Below are 754 nucleotides of genomic sequence, written 5' to 3'. Positions count from 1 at the left end.
CGCTTACCACTTTGTGATTCATGACTGGGGTGAAGTCGTAACAAGGTAACCGTAGGGGAACCTGCGGTTGGATCACCTCCTTACCTGAAGATACCTTCCCGCGAAGTGCTCACACAGATTGTCTGATAGAAAAGTAACGAGCAGAAAAAACCTCTACAGGCTTGTAGCTCAGGTGGTTAGAGCGCACCCCTGATAAGGGTGAGGTCGGTGGTTCAAGTCCACTCAGGCCTACCAGATTTCTTCTCATGCTGCGTTATGTTTCCGGCTCGCATAGTTCACTATGCTTCGCGAAAACATGCCTTGCCTGAGACGAAATCACATTTCCCGTGTGAGAAACGTGACTCCTGGTGAGTGGATGTAGATGGTCTCTGCAGTGACTGTATGGGGCTATAGCTCAGCTGGGAGAGCGCCTGCCTTGCACGCAGGAGGTCAGCGGTTCGATCCCGCTTAGCTCCACCATTACAGTACTGAAACTTACTTCAGAGTATACCGGCGACGGTGTGCTGCGAAGTATTTGCTCTTTAACAATCCGGAACAAGCTGAAAATTGAAACGACACGTCGTTTTCATTCTCCGTAATAAGAATGAAATTTACGATGTGTTCGAGTCTCTCAAATGCTTGCAGTCTGCAGCGTTGCAAAACGCCTGTGGGTTGTGAGGTTAAGCGACTAAGCGTACACGGTGGATGCCCTGGCAGTCAGAGGCGATGAAGGACGTGCTAATCTGCGAAAAGCGACGGTAAGGTGATATGAACC

General features: G+C 49.9%; 2 tRNA genes and 2 rRNA genes. All 4 read left to right on the top strand.

The features are described 5' to 3' along the window. Window positions 1-83: ribosomal RNA gene (locus tag F3J36_RS23985) — 16S ribosomal RNA — on the top strand; the annotation flags it as partial. Window positions 84-157: 74 nt separating this feature from the next. Then, a tRNA-Ile gene (locus tag F3J36_RS23980) sits at window positions 158-234 on the top strand. 149 nt (window positions 235-383) lie between these two features. Beyond that, a tRNA-Ala gene (locus F3J36_RS23975) sits at window positions 384-459 on the top strand. 198 nt (window positions 460-657) lie between these two features. After that, a 23S ribosomal RNA gene (locus F3J36_RS23970) occupies window positions 658-754 on the top strand; the annotation flags it as partial.

This window comes from Pantoea sp. Cy-640 (genome assembly GCF_011752635.1).
Taxonomy (GTDB): Bacteria; Pseudomonadota; Gammaproteobacteria; order Enterobacterales; family Enterobacteriaceae; genus Pantoea; species Pantoea dispersa.
Note: the sequence above shows the minus strand (reverse complement) of the source record. Positions and strands in the feature narration are given on the sequence as shown.